The sequence below is a fragment of the Gudongella sp. QWL-04 genome (assembly GCF_058683975.1).
Genome location: NZ_CM178754.1, coordinates 2,330,055 through 2,351,700, shown reverse-complemented (window position 1 = coordinate 2,351,700; position 21,646 = coordinate 2,330,055). Strand labels below are relative to the sequence as shown.

Here is a 21,646-nt window from a genome sequence, read left to right as displayed (position 1 = left end):
ATAGGTCCCAACCTATTCCTGCCTTGAAAAATGAGTGCTCTCTACAAAGCTTTTGGTTAACTTTACCTTCCATATTTTGCTGATACCACTAAAGGTATAAAAATTACCTTCATTTAAGCTCAGTTATATTCCATTCAAAATTCTCATACCCTTTTCGTTTAAGAAAATTTGAAACCTGCGCCATTAAAAAAGTCCATTCTGCTTTTTCCATATCAGAAAGGCCTTCCAGCTCTCTAGAGTTCCTTCTTGGTTTTTTATCAAATATCATACTGGAAAAATCATTTCCATTGGATTGATCTCCTTTCGATAGAAGATCTTCCATCCTAATTCCATGTGAATCACTTATAATCATGGAACTATAGGTGTCTCTATATTCCTGAGGTGATTGACCAAACCATTGTTCAAACCATTTATTATAATATCGGACATCTGAAAATCCAACTTCCATGGCGATTTCACTGATGCTTTTTGTTGTACCTAACAATGGAATCAGTGAGATATCAATTCTTGCAAAGGAAAGAAACTCTCGAAAACTCATACCTGCAACTTGTTTAATCATATGAGACAAATAGAATCTGCTAACATGCTGGATTTCAGCAATTTCATCCAAGGTTATTTTATTTTTATGATTTTCATAAATGTAGGAAATCATTTCCCTTAATCGATCTCCAAACACAGGGTTATCATGATTTCCACTTGTAATGCGACCATTTGCATATGAGAAATATGGGAAACTTACCTCCAAGCACTCAATCAAATCCTCTATTTTATATGATACAAAAACTGGGTCTTCCTCAATTGAAGATATGGAAGCTTCCATAATATTATTCAATAAATGTTTCATCTCTCTCAATCGGTGGTCCTCTGGCGGCAGTCCATAACTGAAATAACTACTTCTGTGTAACTCTGGAAATAAAGCAGAAAAATGTTGTATATTGATCTGCAAAAGGAAAACTCTATTCTTCTCCCCTGTTCCATAGAAGCCATGAACCTCTCTACTGTTCAGTACAAACACATCTCCCTCTTTCACCAGGAAATTGTCGAACCCCCGATGAATCGTCAGGTTTCCTTTAATTACGTAAACTATTTCAATGTCAAAATGATAATGGAGAGGATATTCGATTATATTTACCAATGAAAAATGGTAAGGCTTATTTTTCCCATATATTTTCTCTTCAATCAGCAAGATTTTCCCTCCCCCTAAAATATAAAGTTATGCATAAGCTATTAACCTCATTTTATCACAATCTATTAGAATATATGTAGCCTTTATCTTTATCATCCGCGGTTGATAACGAAAAAAGCTTGGGCACCTCAAATTAGCCCAAGCTACATTAATCAACTATTCCTGATATATCAACCTTCATATTTGCCTTATTTTCGAGATATTCCTTAATTCTTATGATATGTTCTTTTGAAGGAGGCATAAAAAAGTCTGGTATCTGTCCAATATTCCTCATTTTTGAAATTCCCAAATCGTGATAGGGCAACAAAGTAACATTTGATATATTATTTTTAATATAAAAGTCTGCTGACTTTTGTATGATCCGCCAGGAATCATTCACGTTACTTATCAGAGGCATTCGCATTTGGATCTTTTTATTTGTTATATTATCATGTGCTAATTTCCCCAAATTTCTTAAAATAATATCATTTGATTGACCGGTAAACTCACGATGCACCTTATCATCAATGCATTTCATGTCATATAAAATGTCCGTAACACTATCTTTCAAAGCTAACTCATAAAGTCGTTCGCCATCACCGAATCCTGATGTATCTATGCACGTATTAATTCCTTTTTCGGCTGCTAAACCTATTACTCTTTCAATAAAATCTATCTGGGATAGGATCTCACCTCCACTGACAGTCATCCCGCCCCCGGTCTTGTCGTAGAAACCTTTATCTTTAGCAACTTCATAGATAACTTCTTCTGGTGTCATCTCTTTAGCAACACACTGAATTCCATTTGCATAGCAAGACTTCACACATTCAATACAACCATTGCATTTTTTTCTATCAATATGAGACTTTTTATCAGTTCCAACGTAAATAGCCCCATCTATTGGACACTTTTTTATACAATACCCACACATGATGCAGCTGTTTGGTTTCTCAATAATTTCCTGTTTAAAGCTTATCAATTCTGGGTTATGACACCACCTGCATTGAAGTGGACATCCTTTTAAAAAAACAGTTGTGCGAATTCCTGGTCCATCCTCCATACTGGATTTTTGTATAGATCCTATAAGTGCACTTAATTGTTTTCCATTCATAATACCACCTACTTAGCCTATTAAAAATGTGCTGTTCTATTCATAATAGTATCTTGTGCACTCTTATCTAATTCTGTGAAATACGCCATATATCCTGCCACACGAACCATCAGACCTTTATACATTTCCGGATTTTTTTGAGCATCTAAAAGAGTTTCTGTATCAACTACATTTATCTGAATATGCTCTCCACCATTTTCAAAATATGTTTTTATAACGCCTTCAATCGTAGCTAATCCCTTCTCTCCTTCTACCCCTTTAGGATCAAATCGCAAATTGAATAGTGCTCCATCGTGGAAAGCCTCTTGCCCCATAGATGCTACAGACTTTATAGTAGCAGTAGGACCACTTATATCTCTTCCCATCATTGGAGATGCATTATCACAGAAAGGTTCTCCAGCACGTCTTCCATCAGGTGTTGCACCACATACTTTTCCATGAGAAACATTTACCGTTTGTGAATGAACATTAAATGAATATGTACCTCCTCTGGCATCATGCCAGGTTTGTACATTGTCTGCAATAAAATGCATCATTTCCCTATATATTCCATCTACGAGTTCATTGTCATTCCCAAATTTAGGAGGCTTGTTCAATAGGAGCTGCCTGATTCTTTCTTCACCTTCAAAATTATTATCAATAGCTGAAATTAATTCATCCATAGTAATATCTTTATCTTCAAATACGCATTTTTTTATTGCAACAATTGAATCTGCCAAATTAGCTGCTCCTGTTACATAAAGACCTGCTGTAGAATACTTTGCCCCACCCTGTTGAACAGATTTTCCACTCTCCACACAACCTTTTGTAACCATAGAAGCAAATATAACTGGATACCGTAACATATGTATGCCTTGCATTATATTGTATCCGGTTCTCACTAAATTATAGTGATGAATTATTTGTTCCTTCAAAGCATTTTTAAATTCTTCAATATTTCTAAAATTTCTTGGATCTCCTGTCTTTAATCCCATTAGTTTCCCTGTAGAAGGATCTACTCCATTATGTAAAACAAATTCTATCATCTTTCCCATATTTACATATCCTGCATCAGGTGATCCGTCTGCTGTTCCGCCCCCAGGTCCTGGTTGAATACATCCAATAATTGTCCAGTCTCTTGCCTCTTCAATTGTGCAGCCCTTGCCTAATGCCATCTTCATAGCTGTATAATCATTAAAAAATCCTGGGTTTGCCTGACCTTCCTGTACCATTTTACATCCTTTTCTAATCAATTCCTCAGGTGTTCCATCCCATACTCTAACAGCCATTACGGGTTGTGTAGTCTTAAGCTGATTTGCTGCCTCCAGGCAAAGATACGATAGTTCATTTGTTGCATCTTTTCCGTCTCTGGTCTGTCCTCCAACTACTAAAATCTGCCACATTGGATACCCGGCGAACGATGTTGCATACCACTTATCTCTAACTTCGTATACTTCGCATGATTTTAAATAAAGACAACAAAGAAGCTCAAATGCAAATTCTTTTGTTATATTCTTCTGGCTAATTACATCTTTTTCATAATACGGCCACATATACTGATCAAATCTTCCAAACCCATTCGCTGTTGTGCATACTTCAATATGAAAATAAACATGGACAAACCATATCATCTGTAATGCCTGGTGGAAATTCTGAGGAGGATTTTCTGGCACAACTCTGCAATTTTCAGCTATTGCCATGAGTTCTTTTTTTCTGTCATCATCCTCACATATTTCATATTGACGTTCTGCTTCCTCCGCCATTCTATGTGCATATTCAATCAATCCTTCACATTGAATAATGCATGCAGTCCAAAAGTCAATTTTTTCTTGATCTTCTTTTCCGGTACTAACAGTCTTGTCAATGCTTGCCTGGCACTCATTGATATATCCTCTAAGACCGACCGTTAATATTTTTTCATGGTCACATAATGTTTCGCCTGAAACACCGTTATGTAAACCAACTACAATAATATCGTCCTTTATACATTCCTCGATATGTGCTGGAGAAGAAGTTTTAGCCAAATCTTCCATAGACTTTCCTTCCCAATATTTTAGAGCTTCCAAAATTTGTTCCCTATCCTCGGGAGAAATAGCATAAGGATCTTTTGTCCTTGTTGGGAAGTCATCAATATCGCTAATATACCAGGAACTCGATTGAAACTCCGGGTGTAAATTAGCACCTCTATACTTATTTGTCGCTGTCCCGACAATAAGCTCATCCTCCATAATAAGAGTAGTCATGTGTTCCATGATGTGTTTTACCACTTTTGCTCTAAATATAGGAATAGCATCACCTGCAAATTTTTTATAGGCTTCGGTTGCAAGCACCAATCTCTCTGCTGTTATGGATGGCCTTGAATTCCAAAGTTTATTCCTCATTTTTTGTATTCTTCCAGTAAGCATAATTATATCCTCCAATCTACCTAAATAATTATCCTAGCATCATACCGCCATCTACTAATATGTTTGAACCATTTATAAATCGTGCTTCGTTTGAACATAAGAAATATACTACGTCTGCAATTTCAGCTGGTTCCGCAGGTCGGCCTGCCGGTCCAAATGTCACCTTAGCATCACTAAATTCCTTATAGTTTTCTAGGGACGTTTTTAACATTGCAGTATCTACCCAACCTGGTGACACTGAATTTGCTCTAATTCCAAACTGTCCATATTCGTTTGCAACATTTTTTGTCATTCCAATAACAGCCCATTTACTTGAACCGTACCCTATCTCAAATGTATATCCCGTCATTCCAGATACAGAGCCTATATTTACTATCGCACCTGATTTCTGCTCAACCATCTGAGGCAATACATTCTGCATCATCAAAAATGTTCCGAAAACATTTATTGAGTATATTCTTTTAAAGTTTTCAAAAGAATAATCTATAGTAGGATCATATCGCCCTGTTATCCCTGCTGCATTAACAAGGGCATCTATTCTCTTATACTTTTCAACTATGCTTGCAGTAGTCTTTTTTACTAGTTCTTCATTAGAAATATCTAAACTGAAATATTCAACTCTACGTAAATCGTAATTACCTTCCTGCATAGTATTCTTAAGTGTGGCTTCATTAGTAGCTAACAACACTACATGAAAATCATTGTCATAAAATTTCTTGACGATCGCTTTACCAATTCCACCGGATGCCCCAGTTACAACGCATACTTTTTTGTAATTATACATTATTCAACTCTCCTATATACATTTTTTAATAGACTCCATTGAGACATCAGATACCATATGTACCATCATATAAAAAAAAGCAACGATTAGGTTGCTTATAAACTATATTAGCTTGTTGTTTTAAGTATCTATTGTTCTGCAAGTCAAGTCCATATTAGTGTGTAAATTCCTCGGTATTATCTTTATGACCTACGTTCAGCCATTAGAGCTGTTTATGCCGCGAAAGCTTCTTGATAGTGAGGAGGCGGCATGGTAGGTTTTTAGCCAGGCATCAGTGCCAAATGCCGTTCTCTTTCGGACTGGATGCCTGCGATGGCTTGGTCCATGCCGTCAGAGGCTCGCTGTCAAGAAAAACGTGGAATAAATTGCGAACTATGCTACTCTGGTCTTTGCTTCGTCTTTCTGGATCACAGTACTATAGTAGACATCCATCTCAAAGTATTTCCGACCAGTAGACCACTTTTCATCATGTTCTATCAACAAAGCTCCTATGAGCCTGATTGCGGATGCTTCATTTGGAAATATTCGAATGACTCTTTCTCTTCTTCTGATTTCTTGGTTGAGTCTTTCGATACCATTGGTTGTTCTAAGCCTTTTCCTGTACCTTAAGGGTAGACTTAGTACGGCTGTTACATCATCAAAGCCTTCATCAAGTAGTTCCATTGCTTTTGGGGCGCTTGCAGCATATTTGTTGAGAAGCTCATTCTTAGCTGCTCTTGCACTGTCTATGTCAATTGCTTCATACACTTTGCGAATATCTTCCTTTAATGAGGGCTGTAGTGACTTTGGTGTTTTATCAAGTATGTTTCTTGAAAAATGTGTTTGGCATCTTTGCCAGCTTGAACCTTGAAATTGTTTTTGAATTGCTTTTACGAGTCCTTTATGGTTATCGGATGTTATCAATCTTGGTGATTTAAGTCCTCTTTGTTTCAGGTAGATAAAGAATTCTTCCCAGCTTGTTTCTGACTCGCTTTCAGACAGATGAAATCCTATGATCTCACGATTGCCTTCTTCATTGATGCCTATTGCTATCAAAAGACTTTTGCTTCGTACTCTGTTGTTTTCTCTTGCTTTGATGTAGATTGCATCTACCATGAGAAATGGATATTCATATATCAGAGGTCTTGATTTAAATGCATCAACGATAGGATCAAGTTTTTTACACAAATCTGACACCATGTAAAGCAACAGGGACGGTTCCTGGTGCTTTTTATTCGTTCCTAGGACCCTTGCTAATCGAGTGTACAACATTATTGTTTACTTCAAGTAATCCAGCAATTTTGCGATGGCTGAGATTCGACTTGCCCAATAGTATGGAAATCAATTCATATAAATGCTCTGACTGGTTCACTCTTCCGATTTCTATGATTCCTTTATCAAGGCAAAAACCACTAATTATTGACTGTGCATGATCAAGTCTGTTGTTATCAACCTCTTCATTCGTATCCAAAAATTCAGTAAAATCCTCAATATTGTGGAATTCTGTGAAGTTTCCTATACCTCCTGCAATCGTTAATACTTCTTCCACTACATCTTTTCCTAGTATGCCCTTGTCGCTGCCAACATAGCAACGATAGCTGCTCCATGGATAATCCTTTTGGTTAGCAACCATTTTAGCCTTTACAGGATTGTTGTGCACATACCTTATTGCCTGAAGTAAATGCTGATCGTTATGAATTATCTCGCTTTTAAACCTGTCTTGGAACACGTGCCCAACTCTATTATGTTCTTTATTGATCCTCATAGCAAATCTGGTGTTGATTTTCTTCAAAGCAAAGGAAATGTCCCCAAGTTCTCCTTTAAGGATCAAATGCAAATGATTGTCCATTATGCAGTAGGATATTATTTCAACTCCACTTTCTCGTAACAAGGTCTCCATCAGTTCTTCTACGAGCTTCTTATGTCTGGTTTCGATGAAAATCTTATCCTTATTTATTCCTCTCATCATAATGTGATAACAGCTTGTTGGACTAGCTTCTCTGGCTGATCTTGGCATCTTATTCACCTCAATTTGAAAGTAACATAGAAATAAACAAAAAGCAACAGGAACCGTCCCCGTTGCTTTCTTTGCTGTCGATCCTGAGTGGACTGGCCGAAGGAGAATCGGCATCCATTGCTGAGAACAACAAGTGGTCCATTCAACGACGCTTTCAAAATGGCACCTATAAAATTGGCTGCTCCCCTTATGGCTACGATGCTGTTGATGGTGAGTTAGTTGTGAATAAACATCAAGCTGAAATTGTCCGGTTCATTTTTTCTGAGGTCTTGTCCGGCAAAGGCGCTCACAAGATTGCTAAGGATCTCAATGCCAGAGGTCTTAAGGGTAAGAACGGCGGTCGCTGGACCTCTTCTACCATTAGGGGGATGATTGGCAATGAGAAATACATTGGCGATGCCATCTTTCAAAAGACCTACAGCGACAGTCAGTTCAACAGGTTTGTAAACCGTGGAGAACGTGAGCAATACCTGATTCAGGACCATCATGAGGCGATTATCAGCCACGAGGATTATACTGCCGCGCAACTTGTCATGGAACAGCGCGGTAAAGAAAAAGGCGTAGATAAGCAAAACGAGAAATATCAAAACCGCTACCCTTTTTCTGGCAAAATCATATGTGGCGAGTGTGGTGCTACATTTAAACGCCGTATCCATTCCAGCGGTAAAAAATACATTGCCTGGAGCTGCAATACACATATCACGGAAATCGAGAAATGCTCCATGAAATACATTTCTAATTCCGATTTTGAGTTTGCCTTTGTCACCATGATGAACAAACTCATTTTCGGGCACCAAATCGTTCTCAGACCTCTCCTATTGAGTCTGAGAGGCATTGATTCAAATAATAGCATGGAAACCTTAGTTGAAATCGACAAAAAGCTTGTAGACATCGAAGAACAGAGAAAAGTTCTTATGGGCCTACAGACTCGAGGCTATCTTGAGCCTACTGTCTACACTAGAGGAAACAACGAGCTCTTACAGGAAGCTGGACAACTGCAGCGCCGGAAGGAATCTCTAATTAGTTTCATCAGCAACGATTCGCGTCATCTGAGTGAAGTTAGTGCCCTCCTCCAGTTTGCCACAAAATCCACCATGCAAAATGGCTTTGACGACGAACTTTTCAGCAGGTTTGTAGATCGCATTATTGTCTACTCGAGGACGGAAATTGGATTCATATTGAAATGTGGCATTACGCTAAAAGAAAGGTTGGTGAAATAAATGGGCCACACCCCATTTGGCTACAGAATAGAAAATGGAATAGCTGTAATCGACGACAAAGCCGCCGGACAGATAAAATGGCTATACCAGGCATACTTGTCGGGCGATGCCTTAAGGACAGCTACAATTAAAGTGGGCATTGATGCCTTTCATGCTGGAATCGGTAATATACTCAAAAATCCCCATTACCTTGGCGATGATTATTACCCGGCAATCATTGATCCAGATACCTTTACTGCTGTTCAAGAGGAACGGTTTAAACGGGCATCTGCTCTCGGCAGGATACGCGAACCTAAAGAAGATAAAGTAGCCGCCTACCCCACTACCTTCCACATCATCGAAGGAACACAAGTTTTTGATGATCCCTTTGCACAGGCGGCATACGCCTATAGTCTAATAGAAAGCGAGGTATAAACGATTGGCGACAAATAGAACTGTTACGGTGCTTCCAGCTAGGAAGCATACCCGAAAAGATAGTGATGAAGAAAAACCAAAACTCCGTGTTGCTGCCTACTGTAGGGTTTCAACCGACAGTGATGAACAGGCTACCAGCTACGATGCGCAGATTGAGCATTACACAGCTTACATCAACGGCCATCCGGATTGGACGCTAGCAGGCATCTATGCTGATGACGGCATCTCAGGTACCAACACCAAGAAGCGTGAAGAATTCAATCGAATGATCGATGAGTGCATGGCGGGCAGCATCGACATGGTCATTACAAAATCCATCAGCAGGTTTGCCCGAAATACTCTGGACTGCCTGAAATACATCCGGCAGCTTAAGGAAAAAAGCATTCCCGTTTTCTTTGAGAAGGAAAACATTAACTCCATGGATTCTAAGGGCGAGGTCATGCTCACCATCATGGCTTCTCTTGCTCAACAGGAAAGCCAGTCCCTAAGCCAGAACGTGAAGCTGGGGCTTCAATACCGCTACCAGCAGGGCGAAATCCAGGTCAACTGCAACCGCTTCCTCGGTTTCACTAAGGATGAGAACAAGCGCCTGATCGTTGTCCCCGAGGAAGCAGAAATCATTAGACGTATCTACCGGGAATACCTCGAAGGTGCCAGCATGCTGAAAATCAAGCGCGGCCTTGAAGCAGACGGCATTCTTAATGGTGCCGGGAATGAAAAATGGCATACCAGCAATATCAATCAAATCCTACGAAATGAAAAGTATATTGGGGATGCCCTTTTACAGAAAACTTACACCACTGACTTCCTCACAAAGACTCGAGTAAAGAACCACGGCGTCGTCCCACAGTATTATGTGGAAAACAGCCATGAGGCCATTATCCCACGTGAAATATTCATGCGGGTGCAAGAGGAACTCATCCAACGCCGCATCGTCCACACCAGCCCAAACGGTAAAAACAGGACCTTTAGCTGCATCCACTGTTTCTCTAACATGATTGTCTGTGGTGGCTGCGGCGAAGTGTTCCGCAGGGTTCACTGGAACAACCGAGGCAAGAAATCAGTTGTTTGGCGCTGTGTCAGCCGATTAGAGAACACCGGCCTGTTCTGCGAGGCTCGAACGGTACTTGAGAGCGCCCTAGAGCAAGTGATGGTCACGGCCATCAACCAAGCATTGTATGATAAAGATCATTTTCTCATCACGCTGCAGAAAAACATCGAAACCGTTATTTGTCACGAAAATAGTCATACCCTCACCGCAATCGATAAACGGCTTACAGAACTGCAAGCAGAGCTCTTGAAGCTCGCCAGCTCAAAGGCAGACTACGAGAAGGTTGGTGATGAAATCTATCGCCTGCGTGAGGAGAAGCAGAAGGCTCAGGTCGAGAACCTCGGTCGGGATGAACTGCAAAAACGTATCAAAGACATGAGCGCATTTCTTCAAGAGCAGCCCACTGCCCTGACCGAATACGACGAGACGCTTGTCCGGCGGCTGATTGAAAAGGTCACTGTCTATGAGGATAAATTCACTGTGGAATTTAAGTCCGGCTTGATGGTGGATGTTGAAAATTAAGGTTAAATAAGGCGAAGGCACTCTTCAATAATATTGTGTAGAGTGCTTTCAAGTTTATGAACTATATTGCGTTGTTTTAACTCAAAGATAATTCCACCTCTTTTAAACCTTGGTATTCAATCGAACACTTTGTTTTTCACTTTGATTTTCTGCAGCGCCCACTCTACCGCATCGCGAATCATTTCGTCAGGATTATTTAATTCCATTTCTAAATCGAGAATGAATGCTTCATCTTCCAAATTGCCCATGGCAATCGCCGCATTTCTCTGGAAATAGCGTTTATCCTTTATGTAATTATACATAATAGGATTAATGCGTTTTTTATAAAACTCCTCAGTCATATGCAGAATGTTTGGCAAGGTAATATCCTTTGCTATGGCTTCTATGAATGGGTCCATTTTTTTCGGCATCTGGCGTTTTGCATGATTTCGAGGGCAAACATCCTGACAAATGTCACAACCATGGATATGACAACCCAGTTTTTCCCGCACCTCATTCGGAATATGAATGGAGATTGGTTCTCTGCCCGCCTGTGTCATCCAGTTGTTGAAAGAAATACATTTCTTGGGATTCAAATGGAACGGTTCATAAATAGCCTGCATGGGGCAAGTATCTATACACATCCTGCAATTTGGAGGACATTTACATTCCATAGTGGGTTCATCATATTCCAATTCTTTATCTACAACAATGGTGCTGATGATGATATAAGAGCCACAGCCTTCTGCATAGGCAAAATTGTTTCGGCCAAAGGTTGTCACACCAGCCTGCGCTCCTGCCCATCTTGCAGGCAGACCGATGGAGGAATCTACTTTACAGCCATTTTCAGACAAATAATCCTTCATCAATTGTAGTCTTGCATAGTTTATGGTACCGGGCTGAGGACCGTAGCAACGCCCTAGATAGGCTTTGCCAATCATTTTTGTGAGTTCTTCCGGATAGTCATATTTGAAATAGTCATAAACCAAAACAATGATGGATTTAGCGTCGGGCATCTTAATTTTTGGATGTGCATCTTTTTTTTTATGGATTGGTTGTCGTAAAAGATAGAATACTGAATTCATCACCTCTGGACTCCACCTCTTTTACATAATCAGGAAAGCCGTCCGCAGAAGTGATGCCCACTTTACTATATCCCAATTGAAAGCCAAACTCCTTGATCTCTTTTGATTCCATATTTACCCCCTTTATGGTTAGATTGCTTTTTTTATGATTTAAGTGCTTGAAATACAAAAAATATATACTTAACGAATCATATCGCCTAAATTGAATTTTACTTGAAATGTTCGGTCAATATTCGCAGAAACAGATCCATTGCGGGACTCATCCATTTGATTTTATTATACGCAAATATAGCAGCGATCTCTCCATCTCGAATTTCCGTTTCAATTTCAATCATCTTGCCTTGTTTTAACTCAGTCTCCACCGTAAAACGTGGTAGATAGGCAACTCCCAAGTTACTCATTACGCTCTGCTTAATCGTTTCTATGCTCCATAACTCAAGCCCGGTCTCTAAGCATATATCTTTTTCTTTCAAATATTGATGGAAGATTTTAAGATATAGTGCATTAGGATCATTCTGAATATGACATATAGACTTCTTCTGCCCTGAACTTATGAAATTACGCTGATTTTCATCTAAAGCCGGTGACGCAACCAAGACGAGCGGATAGGATTTTATTGCGTTACTTGTAATGCTTCTGGGGTATCTACCAATTTCGTAGTGGATAGCGATGTCTATTTCGCCATTTTGCAAATGCTCCTGAATAGCATAGCAGTTCATTACTTGAAGCGATAATTTCACATTGGGGGCCTTTTCTTTAAAAGTCCGAAGAATCGGTTGCATTTGATATGTAATCAGTGTCTCCGGTAAGGCAACTTTGAGTGTGCCTCGAACCTCCCCGATGTTGCCTCTGTAGCTGCTGAGTTCTTCCGTTGCCGCCAGGATTCGATCAATGATTGGAAGAATGCCTAATCCTGCTTGTGTCAGCTCCATTCTATTGCCATTCTTTTCGAAAATCTGTATTCCCAACTCGCTTTCAAGCTGCTTTATTTGAAACGTGATGGTTGATTGCGCATAATTTAGCGCCCTTGCAGCGTTTTGATAGTTGCCGGTTTCAATTATTTTTTTGACTGTGAGTAAATTTTTTAGTTCCATCAACAACCTCGCATCGATTCAATATTGTTGAACCTATAATTCAATCGTTTCAATTTGACTGAATTTGTTTGTTGAATTATAATATCACATAGAAAAAGGAAACACAAGAATATGAAACACTTGCTTTCTAAAATTCTTAATTAAACTAAGGAGACGATTTGATGGAATTTGATACGAAAATAAAAATTGTTTTAAGAAACGATCTCGATCCATGGCAAGAACTGAATGTAACAGCCTTTCTGATGAGTGGTATATCTGGAACCCAGGATATTATCGGCCAACCTTATATAGACAAGGATAATGTACACTATCTACCCATGTCGCAGCAGCCAATAATGATTCACGCGGCTACTGGTGATCAAATGAAAGATCTGCTGCAGAAGGCATTGACAAAGGATGTTGTTATCTCAATATATACTGAGGAATTATTCAAGACTTACAATGATGAGGATAATCGTGCTATCGTCGCTCAATTTAGAACAGACGAACTAAATTTAGTTGGAATTGGCATCAGAGGGAAGAAAAATCAGGTTGATCGTTTACTGAAAGGATTCGAATTGCATAAATAATGAATATTTTATCTTTTTTTATATACTGTGCTATAGTAACGTTTACTCCAGGGCCCACCAATGTCGTGATTTTGTCAACTGTGCATAATTCGGGCGTCAAAAAGGCAATGGAATACACCTTTGGTGCAACCATTGCCTTTGGAATCTTGCTTTCAATTTCTGCTACGCTGAATGTGGCACTTGTGACCGTTTTGCCAACCATTATGCCTGCCATGAAGGTCATAGGTGGATTGTATATCGCTTATCTGGCAGTTCAAATCTTCAGAATAAAATCATCTAAGCAAGTAGCGAATCACTCGTTGACTTCGACATTTATGGCAGGATTCTTGATGCAATTCATCAACCCAAAGGTTGTTCTTTTTACCCTGACGGTTATACCCAGCTTTGTTTTGCCTTACTATACATCTTCACTAATGCTGGCAATGTATGTGTTATGCATTACTCTCATTGGATTTCTGGCATTTATTACTTGGATTCTTTTCGGCAGCATATTTAAGGATTTTTTACAGAAGCATCAAAAGGCTACAAATATTGTTATGGCATTATTTTTATTATATTCTGCAGTCATGGTATCGGGTGTGCTCTAAGTGCTTATTCAAGCACTATAGAAAAGGTCAAAATTCAACATTTCGCTGAAGTGAAAATGTACCTGCCAAATTTCTATGTGTCGCTATATCAGCGGCACATTTTTAAGTTTTACATTTAACCTGCTCTCTCAACCTTGCAAAATCCGTATAACATCTAAATTGACCACTGCAAGACCATGTTATCTAAATCGACCACACGCAAACCCATGTTATCTAAATCGCTCTGTCACCTAAAATATCATGCCTTTGGACTTGTTTCCGCGAACAGATATTTTTAAGATTATTGCTCCTCTGATTTTCACGTTCAAACCCCGAAAAGCCTTTATTTACTGGCTTCTTGCTTCACTTACTTCTTAACCCTTGTTATCAATGTAACCGTCTCCACATGAGGAGTTTTTGGAAACTGATCCACACATTTTGCTCTTTTAATTTCGTAACCCTTATCTACGAATATCTTAAGATCCCTTACAAGAGTCACAGGATTACAGGATACATATACGAAGGTCTCCGGTTGAAAATCTATGATCTTATCTATGGATTTAGGATGTATACCGTCTCTAGGAGGATCAAGAATTATCAAGTCGGGCTTATCCTCAAGAGACTCTACACCGTGGAATACGTCGTCAGCAATAAATTGTACATTGTCCAGTCCGTTAAGCTTGGCGTTTTCTCTTGCCTTTTCAACAGCTTCCTCTACTATTTCTATGCCGATAACCTTTTTTGCCACTGCCGCCATCATTTGGGCTATTGTTCCTGTACCGGAATAAAGGTCGAATATGATCCTGTCATGCTTCTCCCCTGCAAATTCCCTGGCTATTGAATACAACCTTTCCGCAGATGAAGTATTGGTTTGAAAAAAAGAAAACGGGGATATGTCGAACTTGAGACCCAAGATATCTTCCCTAATATGATCCTTCCCGTATAAAAGCTCCATTGAATCAGCTATTACTGTGTCTCCAAGTCCGTCATTTATTGTGTGTATTATTCCGGTTATGCTGCCCTCAATATTCCCCATCAGTTCCAGAAGCATATTTTTAAACAATTCTCTGTCAATGGCTTTCTGGCTTGTGGTAACAAGATTTACAAGGATTTCCCCAGTGCTGTGAGCCTTTCTGATTACAAGATGTCTAAGAATGCCCTCATGATTTCTTTTGTTATAAAATGGTACTCCCAGATTGTCAAAGTAGCTTCTCACGGCCTCCCTTATCATAGTAAAATCCTTGTGCACGATATTACAGTCATCAGTATTAACAACCTCATAGAATCTGTTTTTCATGTGAAGACCAAGAGCAAGCGGGCCATCCTTCATCTCGTCACCGAAGGTGTATTCCATCTTGTTTCTATATCCACTTACTATAGGTGATGGTTCAATTGACTCCAATTTTATTCCTAGCTCCTCTTTGTTGAACAGCTCCTGAACCTGTGAATGTTTGAGCTTCAGCTCATTCTCGTAGGTCAGTGCTTGGTAGGAACATCCCCCGCAAATTCCGATTTGAGCACAACCTTTCTGAGTTTCTAAAGGGGATCTTTCAAGCACCTCGACAGGCTTTGCCTCCCAATAGTCCTTTCGTCTCCTGGAAACCCTGGCTGTAATCCTTTGTCCTGGCAAGCCTCCCTTGATTCTGACTGACCTCCCCTCAAATTCTCCGATTCCTTTATTGGGAAAATCTAGTCTCTCTATCTTAAATTCAATAAGTCTATTCTTTCTTGACATACTATTCCTCCTAATAAATCAAGGGAAGACCTTTGTGTCCTCCCCTTTTGGCTATAACTATTATATAGAATAGATTTCGACTGTTCAATCCTTTTTATAGAGTATTAATATTCATAGACCTTAGTGTAATCACTGCTGTTCTTTTGAAAGGTATAATCCTGTTTATTACTGTAATAAACTGAGTCGAAGGTCGTGTCCACAACTACCCATTTACCGTTTATGAAAACCTCATTCCAGGCATGATAAACATCTGTATACCTGTTATACCCCTTAACAAGCTTTATAGGAACACCCTCGCTTCTCTTCATAGCTGCAAATAGTGAGGAATAGTCGTAGCAGATTCCGTTGAGTACTCTTAGGGTTTCATCTGGATTTGGAGTATAATCTGTGGTCAAACCGTTTATTTTATCATAATTGTAGGTTACATTCTTTACAATGAAGTCATAGCTGGCGTTAATCCTTCCTGTTGTGTCCGTAAGGCTTCCGACTAACTGAAGGTTTTTCTTTGTAGCAGCACTATCCGGAGTCCAACTGATAGTTTGTATAGAGTTCAGGTAAACTATATTTGGATCCTTAAGGTTTATGCTAAGGGTTTCCGTCTTTACATACCCATACTGATTTCCTGATATATTATTCAAAACGCTGACCTTGTACTCCCCATTTCCAAGCTGTAGCGGAAAACCATGTATAACTCCGTCTGGCTTTAGAGGATAGTAATATTTTGTATCTCCTTTTGCAACCATTACCTTAAGCTTCTCTGTACCACTGCCCTTGTAGCCAACTCTAACAAGGCCTTTATCCTTTTGGCTGGTATCAATATATGCTCCGGTTCCCGGGACTGTTGTGACCGTTTGTGCTGGTGTAGGCTGAGTGAGCAATGGAAGAGGCTGGACCACAGCAGTTGATCCCTTGTACTTTTCGTACGTCCTTTTCATAAGGACTATTGCCTGCTCTCTGCTTGTATTTTGAAGCGGGCCTATACTGCTCGAGTCTATGCCCTTCATTATTCCACTGGAATAGACAAACTGCATAGCATCTATTGCCCATAAGGATATCTGCCCTTTATCAGTAAATGGAAATGATGAACTCGTGGCCTTTGTGCTCATACCAGAGGCGTTCAATGTCCTTGTGATCATAACAGCTATCTCCTGCCTTGTTATCTTATCATAAGGATAAAAGCCTGTAGAAGATTTCCCATTTATTATCTGCAGTCTAAAGGCCTTTAAAACATCAGTATTTTTAGTGTCGGTAAAGGGATTCGTTCCAACCAAGGCTTTATTTCCTGTAAGTCCTTCGTAGAGCTTGACTGCAAGGGAGGAAAATTCCTCCCTAGTAATATCCCTTTTGTAATTGTTCATAACGCCGGAGGATGTGAGACCATAGCCATAGGCTTGCCTTAACTCGCTTTCAGCCCAGCTGCTCTGAGTCCCGTCAAGACTTAGAACTGCTGAGGTTGCATTTGCTGCAGCCGGCACTAATATAAACACCAATATTAAAGCTAAACCAAAAAATCTTTTCATAAAAACACCCCATTGCAAATTCAGTGAGGCCTGTTCTATTCCTCCTTAAGATATTTGGATAGAACATCCAGGTTGAAGCTATATTGAATAGCATCGTCCCTGGATATATAACCCTCATTACATAACTGGGCAACGCTTAGATCCATGCTTGTCATGCCGTCTGATCTTCCTGTCTGGATCGCAGCATCTATTTGGGGTACCTTTCCTTCCCTGATAAGGTTCCTAATAGCCGGATTCACAAGCATAATCTCAAATGCTGGAACTCTTCCAAGCATCTCTGAAGGTATAAGCTGTTGAGATACCACACCCTGGAGTACAGTAGACAGCTGAACTCTTACCTGCTGCTGCTGATTAGCGGGAAATATGTCGACGATCCTATCTATGGTCTTTGCAGCCCCAAGTGTATGGAGCGTTGAGAATACTAGGTGACCTGTCTCTGCGGCTGTCAGTGCAGCTGCTATCGTTTCGTGGTCTCTCATCTCGCCAATAAGGATAACATCAGGTGCCTGCCTCATTGCAGATCTTAAAGCCTGACTGTAGCTCTTCGCATCAAGGCCTATCTCTCGTTGGTCTACAATACTCTTGTTGTGCTTGTGCAGATACTCGATTGGATCCTCAAGTGTAATTATGTGGCAGGATCTATTTCTATTGATTAAATCAATGATTTTTGACAGAGTAGTTGATTTGCCACTGCCTGTTGGTCCGGTGATCAGAACTAGTCCTTTTGTACGCTTATGAAAGTTTAGGACTGATTGTGGTATCCTCAAATCCTCGGGTTCGTCCTGTATAAAGCTTAGAACTCTTATAGCTACAGCAAATGAGCCCCTCTGGTTATATACGACTACCCTGTACCTTCCAACTCCCTTAAGAGATACAGAAAAGTCCTTATCTCCGTTTTCCAGGAACTCCCTATAGTGTTCCTCTCGCTTAAAAAGACTTTTGGCGAATTCCTCCGTATCCTCGGGATTTAGAACGGGATGATCCAAAGGAACGAGCTTTCCATCTATCTTAAATGTGGGAGGTACGCCTACAGTTACGAATATATCTGATGCTTTCACTTCTACTGCTCTTTCCAGGAGCTGATTTGAATCAATCATTTCCGATAACCTCCACATCTTCAAATTCAATGCCTTCATCATAATTAAAATCCTCAGGTAGAATCTTAACAGCCCTAACTATAGCTTGATCTGGTACTAGTCTGTATACCTCCACCGAAAGGAGAAGCTCACTTCCATTATTGTTATTGAATATCCTTGAAATCCCAATAAGCTCAGGAAAATCATTGATCTCAGCCTCAGGATACGTCGACTTTATTATTTCAATTGCAGAACCTAGACCGCTGCCTTTGTTTTCCTTGAGAATCTTGTTAATTGAGCTTATGAAGCCTGATGCTTCACCCTCCAATAAGTAATACTCCCTTGTCCATCGGGAATTCTTTTCAGCCAGTCTGTAATCAGCATAAGATGATGATATTGCCAGAATACTGAATACCATAAGAAGAAGGAAGGTGAGGATCACAAGAACGCTTGAACTGCCTCTTCTGTTTATAAGCATCATGGTTCGATCACCTCCAGAGGCGTAAGGATATATACTTTTGTTTCCACCGAATTTAATATCGGCTCCGCTTCCTTGCCCTTAAAGTATGGTTTAAGCCTTTGAACTTGAAGTGTTAGTTCATAAAGCGACTTGTCTTCTTTCACTTTATCTTCGCTTTCCATTGCCAGAGTAGCCACGAAGAGTATATCTTCACTGTCTTCTTCAACCGATTCCCATTCTTCATCGAAGTAGCCGATTTTTTTTAGCTTATTCCCATATTTCATAGCATATTCAGTGTACATTTTATTCAGTGGCTCTTCATCCCACTGCTCTGACTTTATTGATTCAATAATCCTCGTCGATAGGAATACGCTTCTGTCAAGCTCCTCTGCGCGCAAGGCAATATCCTTTGCTCCCATAAAAAGCTGGATCATAATTGTTCCAGCAATTGCCAGGGTCCCAACAGAGATTATTAATTCGACTATCGTGAAGCCACTTTTATTATAAGCTTTCCTCATAAACCAACTCATCCTAACCTCTCCCCAACTTACAGCTTGGATAAATACCCTTCAATCACAGAATCTTTGTCTTCAGACTCCAAAATCACGTTAAACTGGATGCCACTGTCATCCTCCTCAAGTATAAGCCCGGATAACTCAACTATCTCAAAGCTGGAGTCAGGTTCCGGCTGTCCCCCCAATGGAATAAGCGATTCCCTTAGAAAGCCTTCATGTACAAAAATTACCGTTTCATAGGGCACACCATCTATTCGCTGCAGCATGACGAGACAATCTCCGACTATGGAATCATAGCCTGCGATTCTTATGGCATCAGTCTCCATAGACTGCCTGGCTTTAGTATAGATGTAGGATGCAGCCACTCTTAGACTAGAGTTAGCATCGTTCAACCTGGTAGTAGATGAATAAACATCCGTTCCACTGCCAACCAGTGTAAGTGTTGCTGCTGAAAAAAGGATAAGCAGCACCATTGCCAGTATCAATTCAGTAGAAGCTCTTCCATTCCTTTTTCTCATTCCTACACCTACCTTTTAATAACCTTTATTTGTGGAGCTATATTCGAACCCTGAACATCATAATGGTAATAATATGTCTCCTCGTCCACAATTATTCCATAATTGTCACTTAAGTACTCCAAAGAAGGAGGATATCCCCCCTCGAGTGCATAGCACTGCACCGAAGCCCTCATCAATGCTTCCTCGAGAGCCTTGATCGAATCCTCGCTGCTGTTTTTAGATACTGATGATACCGCACTATAAGCTGTGATTATAATTACGATCGACACGATCATCAAAACTATCCCCTGTCCCCCCAGGAGTCTTAGAAGCTTTTTCATATATCCACCTCCATGGAGTTATCCTATGGATGACATTATCTGGATCATCGGCAGCATAACAGTCAAAAGTACAATACCGACTACAACCGACAGTATTATAACCAGGGTCGGTTCAATTGATGATGCAAGTCTATTTGCTGCTCTGTCAAGCTCTACTTCATATATCTCAGAAAGCTTTTCAAGTGTAGAATCGACCTGACCTGATTTTACACCTACTCTAATCATTTGATTGAACAGTGACGGGAATATTCCCGCTGACTGCATAGCATCGGGGATAGATTCACCACTGACTAGCTTTTCCTGAACTGCTCTCAGCCTATCAACAGCGTATTTGTTGTCTGTAAGTGGAGCAGACATTCCAACTGCTTCTTCAAATGGTATACCTGCTCTAACCATCATACTCATCCCCTGGGAAAACCTTAGGGTTATAAGGCGCTTATAAAGACCTCCAAATAATTTGGAATCAAGAAGGAAGGAATCCAGTCGTGCTCCCCCGTTGCTGCTTCTGGAATAAAGAAATAGTCCCACTACAGCTGCGCCTATGATCACCATGATCCAGATAGCTGCACCCTGCAGGCTTTTTGCGGCACTTAATAGCACCTTTGATGACTCTGGTAAATTACCTCCAAGTGAAGATAATACATCCTGGAATACTGGGAATACCTTAAGAACAAGCAGCATTAGGACAGCTGACATAAGGACAAACAGTATTATTGGGTACACAAGAGCACTCCTGACCTTATACTGTATCGCCTCCTGCTTCTCATAAAATCTGCTGAGCCTTTCCATCTCAACATCAAGCATTCCAGTCTTCTCTGCTATTTCAGTCATCTGGATGAAATAACCAGGAAATAGTTCTTTGCTTTTTAAAGATTCAAAAAGCTTCTTACCAGCCTTTACATCCTCGTATATCCCAGCAGAAAGAGCCTTGAGCCTGCCATTTTCAAGCTCATCCTTCATTATCTCCAGTCCCTCCAGATATGGTACTCCTGACTTCATTATCACTGACAGTTGATAGGAAAACAGTGATAATTCCTCCATACTTAGTTTCCCAGAACTTCCTTTACCTTCGCTCACAATCATACCCCCCTGAAAAGTCGCGGCTATCAGATTACTGCGTTTACAGAATTATACCCCTAAGCCATTGTTGGTACGCACAAATGGCTTTATCCTCCGCCTCTGAGAAATTTAACCCTCATCGAATCAAGAAATCCTTCTTCTATATCTTCCCGCAACCAGAGATCTATCCTGATCTGATTCATTTTAAAAGAACCTAATCGAGTCTCCGCCTCATTTCCTATCTTTGCTCTCCAACCCTCGCCTGCGTATTCATCCTTTCCGATCTGCGTACCGAGCTGTTGAAAGTATTCTTCAAACTCCGATTTTTGAAATGATTTATATTGCTTTATTATATGCTTCGTATTCATAATATAACCTTTACCTTTGTACGTTGGTATTACCATAGCTTCTGATGCTCCTGATTATTATTCTACCACACTATTATAATGATTATGTTGAAAATTCAGAATCATGTTGCTTTATTTATACTTTGCTGATACAAT

At 40.1% G+C, this 21,646-nt stretch carries 23 protein-coding genes; 5 read left to right on the top strand and 18 right to left on the bottom strand.

The window, feature by feature from the left end:
• Positions 1–109: 109 nt before the first annotated feature.
• From AC4PHB_RS11665 to AC4PHB_RS11640, 6 genes are all read right to left on the bottom strand, one after another.
• A complete protein-coding gene (locus AC4PHB_RS11665; protein ID WP_492136599.1) occupies positions 110–1,186 on the bottom strand; it encodes an AraC family transcriptional regulator in 1,077 nt (358 codons plus the stop codon).
• A gap of 148 nt (positions 1,187–1,334) precedes the next feature.
• Entirely contained in the window at positions 1,335–2,276 is a 942-nt protein-coding gene (locus AC4PHB_RS11660; RefSeq protein ID WP_492136598.1) for a glycyl-radical enzyme activating protein, read from the bottom strand.
• 20 nt (positions 2,277–2,296) lie between these two features.
• Complete coding sequence (locus AC4PHB_RS11655; RefSeq protein WP_492136597.1) at positions 2,297–4,660, bottom strand: glycyl radical protein; 2,364 nt, start codon at positions 4,658–4,660, stop codon at positions 2,297–2,299.
• Between the two features lie 28 nt (positions 4,661–4,688).
• Positions 4,689–5,444, bottom strand: coding sequence for an SDR family NAD(P)-dependent oxidoreductase (locus AC4PHB_RS11650; protein ID WP_492136596.1), 756 nt, complete (start codon positions 5,442–5,444; stop codon positions 4,689–4,691).
• A 372-nt stretch (positions 5,445–5,816) separates the two neighbouring features.
• Positions 5,817–6,623 (bottom strand): IS256 family transposase, encoded by an 807-nt coding sequence (locus AC4PHB_RS11645; protein ID WP_492136595.1) that lies wholly within the window; start codon positions 6,621–6,623, stop codon positions 5,817–5,819.
• A 31-nt stretch (positions 6,624–6,654) separates the two neighbouring features.
• Entirely contained in the window at positions 6,655–7,440 is a 786-nt protein-coding gene (locus tag AC4PHB_RS11640) for an REP-associated tyrosine transposase (protein WP_492136594.1), read from the bottom strand.
• On the opposite strand from AC4PHB_RS11640, the gene AC4PHB_RS11635 reads away from it, so the two are divergent.
• The 3 genes from AC4PHB_RS11635 to AC4PHB_RS11625 are packed head-to-tail and all read left to right on the top strand — an operon-like array spanning position 7,434 to position 10,647.
• Positions 7,434–8,660, top strand: coding sequence for a recombinase family protein (locus AC4PHB_RS11635; RefSeq protein WP_492136593.1), 1,227 nt, complete (start codon positions 7,434–7,436; stop codon positions 8,658–8,660). The genes AC4PHB_RS11640 and AC4PHB_RS11635 overlap by 7 nt on opposite strands.
• On the top strand, positions 8,661–9,074 hold the full coding sequence (locus AC4PHB_RS11630; protein ID WP_492136592.1) for a hypothetical protein: 414 nt from the start codon (positions 8,661–8,663) through the stop codon (positions 9,072–9,074).
• 4 nt (positions 9,075–9,078) lie between these two features.
• Positions 9,079–10,647 carry a recombinase family protein gene (locus AC4PHB_RS11625; RefSeq protein WP_492136591.1) on the top strand — a complete coding sequence of 523 codons (1,569 nt, stop codon included), beginning with the start codon at positions 9,079–9,081 and terminating at the stop codon, positions 10,645–10,647.
• Between the two features lie 116 nt (positions 10,648–10,763).
• On the opposite strand, the gene AC4PHB_RS11620 is transcribed toward AC4PHB_RS11625, so the two are convergent.
• From AC4PHB_RS11620 to AC4PHB_RS11610, 3 genes are all read right to left on the bottom strand, one after another.
• Positions 10,764–11,711 carry an epoxyqueuosine reductase gene (locus AC4PHB_RS11620; RefSeq protein ID WP_492136590.1) on the bottom strand — a complete coding sequence of 316 codons (948 nt, stop codon included), beginning with the start codon at positions 11,709–11,711 and terminating at the stop codon, positions 10,764–10,766.
• Positions 11,671–11,823, bottom strand: coding sequence for a hypothetical protein (locus AC4PHB_RS11615; protein WP_492136589.1), 153 nt, complete (start codon positions 11,821–11,823; stop codon positions 11,671–11,673). The genes AC4PHB_RS11620 and AC4PHB_RS11615 overlap by 41 nt, the downstream gene beginning before the upstream one ends.
• A 97-nt stretch (positions 11,824–11,920) precedes the next feature.
• On the bottom strand, positions 11,921–12,805 hold the full coding sequence (locus AC4PHB_RS11610) for a LysR family transcriptional regulator (RefSeq protein WP_492136588.1): 885 nt from the start codon (positions 12,803–12,805) through the stop codon (positions 11,921–11,923).
• 161 nt (positions 12,806–12,966) lie between these two features.
• Here AC4PHB_RS11610 and AC4PHB_RS11605 point away from each other — a divergent pair, with 161 nt between their 5' ends.
• The gene (locus AC4PHB_RS11605) at positions 12,967–13,374 is read left to right on the top strand and encodes a DUF2000 domain-containing protein (protein WP_228881566.1); all 408 of its coding nucleotides are present in this window, start codon (positions 12,967–12,969) and stop codon (positions 13,372–13,374) included.
• Positions 13,375–13,439: 65 nt separating this feature from the next.
• On the top strand, positions 13,440–13,961 hold the full coding sequence (locus AC4PHB_RS11600) for a LysE family translocator (protein ID WP_492136587.1): 522 nt from the start codon (positions 13,440–13,442) through the stop codon (positions 13,959–13,961).
• A 346-nt stretch (positions 13,962–14,307) separates the two neighbouring features.
• On the opposite strand, the gene rlmD is transcribed toward AC4PHB_RS11600, so the two are convergent.
• The 9 genes from rlmD to AC4PHB_RS11555 form a co-directional block, all read right to left on the bottom strand.
• Positions 14,308–15,675 carry a 23S rRNA (uracil(1939)-C(5))-methyltransferase RlmD gene (gene rlmD / locus AC4PHB_RS11595; protein WP_492136586.1) on the bottom strand — a complete coding sequence of 456 codons (1,368 nt, stop codon included), beginning with the start codon at positions 15,673–15,675 and terminating at the stop codon, positions 14,308–14,310.
• Between the two features lie 104 nt (positions 15,676–15,779).
• Positions 15,780–17,195, bottom strand: a complete 1,416-nt coding sequence (locus AC4PHB_RS11590; protein WP_492136585.1) for a transglutaminase domain-containing protein — start codon at positions 17,193–17,195, stop codon at positions 15,780–15,782.
• Between the two features lie 35 nt (positions 17,196–17,230).
• Positions 17,231–18,292: a type IV pilus twitching motility protein PilT gene (locus AC4PHB_RS11585; RefSeq protein ID WP_492136584.1), complete on the bottom strand. Its 1,062-nt coding sequence runs from the start codon at positions 18,290–18,292 to the stop codon at positions 17,231–17,233.
• The gene (locus tag AC4PHB_RS11580; protein ID WP_492136583.1) at positions 18,285–18,752 is read right to left on the bottom strand and encodes a hypothetical protein; all 468 of its coding nucleotides are present in this window, start codon (positions 18,750–18,752) and stop codon (positions 18,285–18,287) included. The genes AC4PHB_RS11585 and AC4PHB_RS11580 overlap by 8 nt, the downstream gene beginning before the upstream one ends.
• Positions 18,749–19,261, bottom strand: a complete 513-nt coding sequence (locus tag AC4PHB_RS11575; protein ID WP_492136582.1) for a type II secretion system protein — start codon at positions 19,259–19,261, stop codon at positions 18,749–18,751. The genes AC4PHB_RS11580 and AC4PHB_RS11575 overlap by 4 nt, the downstream gene beginning before the upstream one ends.
• A gap of 17 nt (positions 19,262–19,278) precedes the next feature.
• Positions 19,279–19,764: a DUF4860 domain-containing protein gene (locus AC4PHB_RS11570; protein ID WP_492136581.1), complete on the bottom strand. Its 486-nt coding sequence runs from the start codon at positions 19,762–19,764 to the stop codon at positions 19,279–19,281.
• Between the two features lie 8 nt (positions 19,765–19,772).
• Positions 19,773–20,084: a hypothetical protein gene (locus AC4PHB_RS11565; RefSeq protein WP_492136580.1), complete on the bottom strand. Its 312-nt coding sequence runs from the start codon at positions 20,082–20,084 to the stop codon at positions 19,773–19,775.
• A gap of 18 nt (positions 20,085–20,102) precedes the next feature.
• Positions 20,103–21,161: a type II secretion system F family protein gene (locus AC4PHB_RS11560; RefSeq protein WP_492136579.1), complete on the bottom strand. Its 1,059-nt coding sequence runs from the start codon at positions 21,159–21,161 to the stop codon at positions 20,103–20,105.
• Between the two features lie 89 nt (positions 21,162–21,250).
• Positions 21,251–21,547 carry a MoaD-like domain-containing protein gene (locus AC4PHB_RS11555; RefSeq protein WP_492136578.1) on the bottom strand — a complete coding sequence of 99 codons (297 nt, stop codon included), beginning with the start codon at positions 21,545–21,547 and terminating at the stop codon, positions 21,251–21,253.
• Between the last annotated feature and the right edge of the window lie 99 nt (positions 21,548–21,646).